General features: G+C 61.2%; 4 protein-coding genes. 3 read left to right on the forward strand and 1 reads right to left on the reverse strand.

Annotation, left to right across the window (positions count from 1 at the left end; genetic code table 11):
- Positions 1-949: hypothetical protein (locus tag WBP53_RS09820; protein WP_423928401.1), on the reverse strand; the 949-nt coding region annotated here is incomplete at its 3' end.
- A 245-nt stretch (positions 950-1,194) separates the two neighbouring features.
- Between WBP53_RS09820 and recC the strand changes: the two genes are divergently transcribed.
- The 3 genes from recC to WBP53_RS09835 form a co-directional block, all read left to right on the forward strand.
- Positions 1,195-4,464: an exodeoxyribonuclease V subunit gamma gene (recC, locus tag WBP53_RS09825; RefSeq protein WP_423928403.1), complete on the forward strand. Its 3,270-nt coding sequence runs from the start codon at positions 1,195-1,197 to the stop codon at positions 4,462-4,464.
- Positions 4,461-8,081: an exodeoxyribonuclease V subunit beta gene (gene recB / locus WBP53_RS09830; RefSeq protein ID WP_423928405.1), complete on the forward strand. Its 3,621-nt coding sequence runs from the start codon at positions 4,461-4,463 to the stop codon at positions 8,079-8,081. Before recC ends, recB begins: the two co-directional genes overlap by 4 nt.
- On the forward strand, positions 8,078-8,796 hold a 719-nt coding region (locus WBP53_RS09835; protein ID WP_423928407.1), incomplete at its 3' end, for an AAA family ATPase. The genes recB and WBP53_RS09835, both read left to right, overlap by 4 nt.

The raw sequence follows: 8,796 nt of genomic DNA on the forward strand, positions 1-8,796 counted from the left end.
GCAGCGTAGGGGTGAACACTCCGCGGCGCAGGAATTGCCGCATCAGAAAACTGTCGCGACAATGCTGTTCCAGTCGTTCTGCATTGAACTCGCGTAGTTCCGGGCCATCCAGCTTCCAGACCAGTTCGTTCAGTTGACTGCCCTTGTCGAGGATGATTCCGCCAACGCCGCCGATGGAGGCCAGCGCCGCACCGGCAGCGTATCGTCCGCCCGAGCCTGCCCAGGCGAGTTGTTCAAGGCGATCGCGCAACTGGGGATTGCTGGTATACGGATCGATACCCAGACGTTCGGCCAGTTCTCGCTGGATTTGCGAATACTTGATCTGTCGCTTGAGTTCACGCGCCAGTTCGTTGCCAGCACCCTGAACCCAGTTGCCACCCGTGTCGGTTTGCAATCGTCTGGCTTCCGTCTGGGTGATATCCCGCGTTTCGGTCATCGGCCCATCGGCTCTGGAATACGGGTCTCCCGCGTGCCCCAGTTCTTTCGCCGTTCGATCTGACAATGACTGCGCCTGCCGTCCCAGCTTGTCCGCGCGCCTGCCAAAGTAGCGGGCGATGCCGCTCGGAATGCCGGCCAGGGTCGCGATTGGGTGCATCAGCACCTGGCTCAGGCCATTTCCTGTGCGGGACACGGAATCGGTGGCTGCAGCGAGGAAGGCCTGTGAATGGGTCATTGCGTCGAGTGCCTCCAGCGCGGGCATTTCCGCGACCCGGTCTGCCAGTATTTCCACGCTTTCCGCGCGCACCGGCCCCTGGGGCGTATCGAGTATGAAATGCGCCATGTAGCCACGTATTTCGACGTGCGGATCCAGCGTATAGCCCGGCCCCGACATCAAGGCCGGCTGGACGAATTCCGTGACGCCGAGTACCGGCTCCGGCTCATACGATATCGCGCGCACTTGCTGGCTGCCGCTGGTCAGGGCAAGCAGAAGCCAGGCGGCGAAGGGCATGGAGCGAAGGTGCATGATGACGGGAGGGTCCGGTGGACCAATTGGCGGACAATCGGCATTTGCAAAGTGGTGGCCGTAGCCACGCTGCGGCGGCAGTCTATCCCGATCTCGGCGAGAGAGATCGGAGCGTGGCAGACTCCTGATTCGACGTTCATCTGCTGTTCGGGTGGATGAACGCCGTACCCGACGCCCCGGTACGGTGCGACTGGTGCGGGAAACGGGAAACTTCATAGTTCAGGGAACCCATGCAAGCAGCTCACTTCATTCACGGGAATCGCTTGGAACTGCTCGCCGACCGGCTGATTGACGATCTCCGCGCGCGCGGAGAGAACGACCCGATGCAAGCCCAGGTCGTGGTGGTCGCGCATCCGGCCCTGGGGCGCTGGTTGCAGGAACGCATTGCCCGGCGATGCGGAATTGCCATCAACATCGAGCTTCCACTGCCATCCACATTCGCCTGGGACGTATTGCGAGCATGTGATGCGGCGCTTTCAGGTGACTCGGCCTTTTCACGCACGGCGCTGACCTGGCGCATTCATGCCATGCTTCCGGAGTTGTCGACTCGGCCGGGTTTTGAGCGCGTGCGCAACTACCTGGGTGACGGTTCCGATACGCGTACGCGGCACGATCTTGCCGTTGCGCTGGCTCGTGTCTTCGATGAATACATGGTCGCCCGCCCGGACTGGATACGAGCCTGGAAGCGCCGCGCCAGCGTGCTGGATGACGGTGACGAAGCCTGGCAAGCCGAGCTCTGGCGCGAACTGGTCGATTCCACCGATGAGCCTGATCGCGCCAGCCTCATGCACGACGTGCTGGCGAAGTTCGAGACGGTACGGGATCTGCCTGCCGCCATCCCCGGCCACGTCAGTGTGTTCGGTGCCTCTTTCCTGCCACCGCTGCTACTGGGATTCTTCCTCGCCCTGGCAGGAAAGATCCGGCTCGATTTCTACCAGCCCAATCCTTGCCTGGACTATTGGGGCGATGTCGTATCAGAGCGCGAAATCGCGCGTCGTCGTGGACTGTGGAGTCGGCACGGACGACGCGACATGGACGACTACTTCGAGGTCGGACATCCCTTGCTCGCTTCTTGGGGAACGCTTGGCCGTGAATACCTGAAGGCCATTCACGCACCGGATATGGTCGTCCACGACGACGATGCATTTGTCATTCCGGAATCCGCCCATCTGCTGGCCTGGCTGCAGCGCGGGTTGCTGCTGCTGGATCCCGCGCATGTTCCGCCGCCTGCGATTGCCAACGATGCGTCCGTGCAAGTTCATGGCTGTCCGAGCCGGCGCCGTGAAGTCGAGGTGTTGCGCGACCAGGTATTGAACCTGTTTGAGACATTGCCCAACCTCAAGCCACACGAGGTCGTCGTCATGTCGCCGCGCCTCGAAGAATATGTCGCCTATGTCGACGCCGTATTCGGCGATCCCGCGGATGCACTTTCGTTGCCGTACAGCATCGCTGATGTGCCGCTCAGACACAGTCATCCCCTGCTTGATGCGTTTGCCAGCGTGTTGGCCATCGGTGAAAGCCGGTTCAGCGTGAGTGACGTCCTGGGACTGTTGACCGAACCGTCGATCATGCGACGCTTCAACCTCGACGACAACGCAGTGGACTGGATCCGCACCTGGATTCGTGACAGCGGTGTTCGCTGGGGGCTGGATGCCGCTTTTCGGGAAGATGCAGGCGCGGCTGCCCTGGCTGCCAATACCTGGCGTTTCGGTCTGGATCGCCTGCTGCTTGGCTATGCACAGGGTGACGAAAAAATCATGCACGGTGGCGTGGTGCCGTCAGCCAACGTGGAGGGTGGTGCTGCCCAGGCTTTGGGGCAACTTGCGAGATTCATCGGTGCACTCGAACAGTGCAGACGCGAAACTGCCGAACCGCGTTGCGCGGAAGACTGGAAGCACTGGCTGAATGACCTTGTTGATTCGCTTTTCGATACAGAGGGTGATGACAGCGCAGAGCAGGGCGCTTTCAAGCGTCTGCGTGAAATCATTGCCGAATTCGCCAACGATGCGCAGCCCTGGTTGAACGGCGAAACTCTGAGCTTCGACATCGTGCGCAATGTGATGGACGATGCGCTCGAGGACTCGCACGGATCACGCGGGGGCCGATTTGGCATGAGTTTCTGCGGCATGGTGCCGATGCGCAATGTGCCCTACCGGGTTGTCTGCATACTCGGACTGAATGCGGGCGAATTTCCGCGGCGACAACCCGCTGAAGGTTTCCATCTCATGCGTCGCTACCCGCAATCCGGGGATCGGAGCGTGCGCGAGGATGATCGCTTCCTGTTCCTCGAAAGCGTGGGTGCCGCACGTGATGCGCTGTACCTGAGCTATGTCGATCGAGACGAACGTGCCGGTTCGATGAGTCCACCCTCGCCGCTGGTCGAGGAATTGCTTGGATTCCTGCACGAGCATTACACCGCCGATCTGTGGAAGCAGATTGGCCCTGCGCTAGTGCGCCACCATCCGATGCACGCATTCGCGACGGAGTGCTACAGAGAGGATTCGGTCTCGGCCAGCTACGACACCCGATGGCTGGAGTCGGCGCGAGCTGCAGCGGGTGAATGGCAGGTGGCGAGGCCATTCGTCGACGCCGGGTCGCATGTGTCGATGTCCCGATCCGGCCTGGAACCCGAGCATGTGGATCTTGACAGGCTGCTGTCATGGCTGCGGCATCCGGCGCGTGCGTACTTCCAGTATTCGCTGCAATTGCGTTCGCCGCAGCATGAAGGCTTCGATGATATCGAACCCTTCACGGCCGATGCCCTGGTTCGCTACGGGCTGGTCGAGCGACTGCTGGAAACATCGACGATGCGGCCAGATATCGAGCGGGCACGTGGGGAAGGCAATTTTCCTTTGGGTCCGGTGGGCGATGTCGCCTGGGAGGCATTCAGCGAACGCGCATCGGCACTGGAAGCGGCAACGCTGCACTTGAACGGCGTAGTCCGGCATTCGAAAGGTGAGCCGAGTTGCAGCCTCCGATCCGGAGTTGAAGGTCCCGACCTGACCGGCGCACCCCAGCTCGTATTCCATGGCAGGGAAAAAATACTGTTGCTGCGTCGTCCCGGCAGTATTCGTGGCCTGGACCTGGCCCGGCTTGCACTGGAGCGCGAGCTGCTGAAAGCAAACGGCGAGAGCCTGCCTGCGTTTGCCATCGGCTGGGAAAAGGACGCCGCAGCCACGTTCCGGCTGGAGCCGATTCTCGGTGCCGAACAATGGTTGGCTGATCTGCTCGCAAACTATCGCGAGGGGATGCGGCGTCCACTGCCTCTCTATCGGCACAGTGCTGAAGCCTACGCCTCCGCGCATGCTCGCGCTGCAAGAAAGTTGCCCGACGACGCTGCTCGTGAGGCCTGGGAAGAAGGGCAGCGTCCCGAACGCGACGACCCCTACTACGCGCTGGTCGCACGCAATCAGGCCGAGCCATTGGGTGAGGAGTTTCAGCGCTTGAGTGAAGCATTGTTTGTCCCGCTGTACCTCGCCGCCACCGAGGTCAATTCATGATGCGCGAGCTTGATGTCACCACCCTGCCGTTGACCGGACAGCATCTGGTCGAAGCCAGTGCCGGCACTGGGAAGACGCACAATATCGGTTTGTTGTATCTGCGCTTGCTGCTCGAATCAGGGCTGGCTGTAGATGAGATTGCTGTCGTTACCTTCACCGATGCAGCGACCCGGGAATTGCGTGCGCGTTTGCGCAAGCGGATTGTCGAGGCGATCGGGCGATTGAAGGGGGATGAGGCGTCCTCGGCGGATGAGCTGGGTCGGATTTTGAGCAAGCATTCCGCGGACAGGGCTTCGGTGCAGCGAACATTGAATATCCTGTCTGAGGCGGTTGTTGGATTCGACGAAGCTCAAGTTTCAACCTTGCACGGTTTGTGCGCCCGCCAGTTGGCCGACCTGGCCTTCGAAACCGGGCAACCCTTTGTCGAGCTTGAAGCCGGAAGTCGAGGTGATGCCACGCTTGAGCTCGTTCGCGATTTCTGGCGGCGCCAAATCGTTGCCGAGCCGGATATTGCATTCGAAGCCGTTCTCCGGCGCTGGTCGGATCCCGAAGCCTTGGCAAGATTCTTCGCGCAATCGCAGGCCCTGTCGCTGTCGCCGGAATGCATCGACCCGGCCGATCCGGGCGCGTTGGCGCTGGATGCGCGAGCGCGTCTCGACGCAGCACTCACGACATGGCGGAATTTGCTTGGCGCGGGCCAGGTCGCGGACGCGGTCGCGGCCATCGAGGAGTTGCTTGCCAGCAAACTGCTGTCGGTGGACAAGAACAAAGGTGCTCACCACGCGATGGCAATGGCCGCACTGCGCAGCACATTGGAATTCGAAGATGTCGTGGCAAGCCCTGATATGGCATCACTGCGACCATTGGCGCGCTCCGCCATCGAAAAGGGGAGTGCCAAGAAGCTCAGGGACCGAGGCTGGCAGCCAGAAGGCGCGTTGCTGCATGTCGCCGAGTGTGTCGAGGCCATAGGCGTTGCAAGTGCCGATCTCGAATCCGCGCTGCTTGCGCGCTTTGTCCGATCAGCCCTGGATTTTGTTCGCGATGGTCTGAGTGCCAGGCAGGCACGCCTGCGTCGCCTTGGCTTCGATGATCTGATCGGCAACCTGCACAAGTATCTCCATGGCAGTGAAGGCGCTTCGATCGCCGCAACCATCGCCGAGCGCCTGCCTGCCATCCTTGTTGACGAATTCCAGGATACCGACGCGCTGCAATACGGCATCTTGCGCCGCATCCATGCCGCCCGCCCCGACAGTGGCCTGTTCCTGATCGGCGACCCCAAGCAGGCTATCTACCGTTTCCGCGGCGGTGACATCTTCACTTATCGCAAGGCCAGTGATGATACCGATGGACAGCACGCGACCTTGCTTGCCAACTGGCGTTCCGATGAACGCCTGATTACGGCAACCAACGCTGTTTTTTCCGGCGTCGATGACGCATTCCTCTATCCATTCATAGGCTTTCAGCCAGCGCGTTTCCCGGAACAGCGAGAGACATCCGCGCAGGAACATGCCGATTCCGCTCCGATGACCGTCTGGCGCATTCCGAATCGCTATAGCGACAAGGGGCAGGTAAAGCCCTGGACCGTCGGCGATGTCAGTCGCCGCGTGTTGGTTGAAGTTGCCAGAACGATCAAGAAAATCCTGCGGGAGACACCGGGTTCAGGCGAGGATCCAGCATCGATCGCCGTGCTTGTGAACACCAACCGACAGGCCGAAGAAGCGGCCCGCGAGTTGGCGAAATGGAACGTGGCCTGCGACTATCTCAGCGCCGTCAGCGTGTTTGCCAGCGACGAAGCGGCTCAGCTCGAATGTCTGATTGCCGCCATCAGCGCACCCGGTGATGCGGCCGTGGTGCGGGCAGCGCTGGCCACCGAACTGCTTGGCGAGAATCTCGACTCACTGCTGGCGGCGCACGATGACCTGGACCGATGGGAAGGGCAATTGGCGCGCATTGCCGACCTGCGCGTACGCTGGCAGGAGGCCGGGCCGTATGCGGTGATTGCACATTGTGTCCAGGAAGCAGGGGCGCGGCTGTTGCCCCATTGGAACGGACGTCGCGTCGTCACCAACCTGCTGCATCTTGCCGAGTTGCTGCAGAAGGAGTCGATGCGCCGAACATCGCCTGATGAGTTGCTGCGCTGGCTGGCCGAACGCCGCGCTGAAGCCGCCGCCAGGCGCGGCGAAGGGAACGCCGAACTTGTACGTGCAGCAGACGATGGGGGCAGCGTGCAAGTGCTCACCATTCATCGAAGCAAGGGACTGCAATACGATTGCGTGTTCGCTCCATTTCTTTTCTCCACTCGCTGGCAACGACTCTCCGAATCGACCGAGCCTGACCAGGCGGTCAGCTGGCACGACAAGACCGAAGCTCGCATCGATATCGGCGGGCCGGAGTGGTTCGAACATGCCCTGCTGAATCGCGAGGAACAGTTTGCCGAGAGCCTGCGCCTCGCCTATGTGGCGATCACCCGTGCACGGCACCGTGTCTGGATCGCATGGGCGTATGCCAATACAGGCAAGCTTGGAGACAACAGTCTGACCAGTGCGCTGAGCTGGCTCTGGTTCCGCAACAGCGACATGATCGATCCATCCGAGCTTGCGACGCTGGACCCGGAATCGTTTGCAGAAAAGCTCGATGCATTGGTCTTGCGTTCGGATGCGAGCATTGCCGTTGTTGCCCTGGATCATGATCCTCCCGCGATCGACGACAAGCCGATTCGGGATACCACTTCGACCTTGCAGGCGAAGCCGTTCGCAGGCCAGATCGATCGGCGCTTCACGACATGGAGCTATAGCCGGTTGTTCGGAGGCAATCAGCATGCACCAGTGGCCGATCACGATGAATCGGTAGCGACTACACCTTTTCTGGCGACACTCGTTGCCGTTGATCCGGTGCCGCAATGGCCGCGCGGCGCGCAATTTGGCGATTGCGTGCATGCGGTCTTCGAGCAGATTCCCTTTGCCGATCTGGCTCGCGATACGCCACCCGAACGACTGGCCACGATTTGCGATGACCATGGATTCGCCGAGAGCGACCACGCCGTTGTTGCCGGCATGACCCGAGCTGCCACCACGACGGAATTGTTGCCCGGTAGTGGGTTGACACTAGCGATGCTGAAAGGCAATGAAGCGCGGCCCGAGCTGGAGTTCCTGCTTCCGCTCGGAGGGTCCGATCTGGAGCACTTCGAAACCCATCTTCGCCAGGACGCTCGCTATGCGCGGCCCGAAGGGGAGCTGCGTGCCCGCCGAAGCTACGTGGCTGGCCTGATGACAGGCTTCATCGATCTCGTGTTGCGCTGGCAAGGCAGATACTACGTGCTCGACTACAAGACCAACCTGCTCGGCGCCGATCGCAGCGACTATGCCCCCGCGAAGCTTCCCATCGCGATCCGCGCGCATGACTACGATCTGCAGTACCTGATCTATCTGGTTGCCCTGCAGCGATTCCTGCGCTCGCGACTTGGCGATGCGTACAGCTACGAGACGCACGTCGGGGGTGCGCTGTATCTGTTCGTGCGCGGGATGCGCGAGGGCGATACCGCCGGGATCCATCATGATCGACCGCCTGCAACGTTGATCGACGCGCTGGATGCGTGGTGCGATGGAGACCGGACATGACTGCACTTGATCGCGCGGCTCAAGTCGGTTTCAGTCCGCTTGATCTGGCCCTGGCCGATTCGCTCGAGTCGATCTGGCCGGGTTCCGACCCGGAGGCCCTGCAACTGGCTGCGCTGGTGAGTTGGGCGGTTGGCCAGGGACACAGCTGCTTCAGCCGGGCATTGCTTGGCGAATGGGCTGAAGGCGAGGGAACGGAAAATTTCGGAATATTTCGAATGCAGGCGTGGCCTCAAGCGCCGTTCATCGGTGGTCCGGACAGTGACTTGCCGATCGTCGTTGATGGGGACTTGGCCTGGTTGCGTCGCTACTGGACCTACGAGCGGGAGATCGAGACATCGTTGCACGAACGGTCGGTTCCGTTTGCGTCGCTGCCCGAGGCGGATGCCATTAGGGCTTCTCTCGATCGCCTGTTGCCAGTCACCGATCCGGAGCAGAAGGAATGGCAGCGCGTCGCTGCGGTCAACACGCTGCGTGCACCGTTGTCGGTTATCTGCGGGGGGCCGGGTACCGGAAAAACCTACACGGCATTGCGCATGCTTGCGCTGATCCAGTCGTTCTCGAATGTTCCATTGCGCATCGGACTTGCTGCGCCGACCGGCAAGGCTGCGCAGCGGCTCGGTGAATCAGTACGGTCGGGATTGAAGGAATTGCCGCTGTCCGAAGCGGAAAGGGCAGCTTTGCCTGATGAGACAATGACCGTACACAGGTTGCTTGG

This window comes from Dokdonella sp. (assembly GCF_049593775.1).
In the GTDB taxonomy this organism is placed as follows: domain Bacteria; phylum Pseudomonadota; class Gammaproteobacteria; order Xanthomonadales; family Rhodanobacteraceae; genus Dokdonella.